Annotated in this window: 1 protein-coding gene; it reads right to left on the bottom strand. The window is 76.5% G+C overall.

The genetic code is table 11. The annotated features are described in order from the left end of the window. Positions 1–243: VanZ family protein (locus tag R0J92_RS25895; RefSeq protein ID WP_411053798.1), on the bottom strand; the 243-nt coding region annotated here is incomplete at both ends.

The raw sequence follows: 243 nt of genomic DNA, 5'->3' as shown, positions 1-243 counted from the left end.
CAGCCAGAACGCCGCCGGGCCCGCCAGCGGCCGGATCAGCACGCCCAACGCCCCGCCGATCGCCCCCGAGGCGGTGTTGGCCAGCACGTCGTTGAGCGAGGCGAACCGCGAGGGCGGCAGGCTCTGCGTGCACTCGAGCAGCCAGCTCGCCGCGGCCACGACCGCGACCGCCCGGCACCACGCCGAGAGCCACCGCCGACGCGGCCGGTCCCACACGAGGAACACGCCCACCGGGGCGAACAG

Source organism: Tritonibacter sp. SIMBA_163 (assembly GCF_046535935.1).
Lineage (GTDB): Bacteria > Pseudomonadota > Alphaproteobacteria > Rhodobacterales > Rhodobacteraceae > Epibacterium > Epibacterium scottomollicae.
This window is presented reverse-complemented; position numbering and strand designations above follow the sequence as displayed.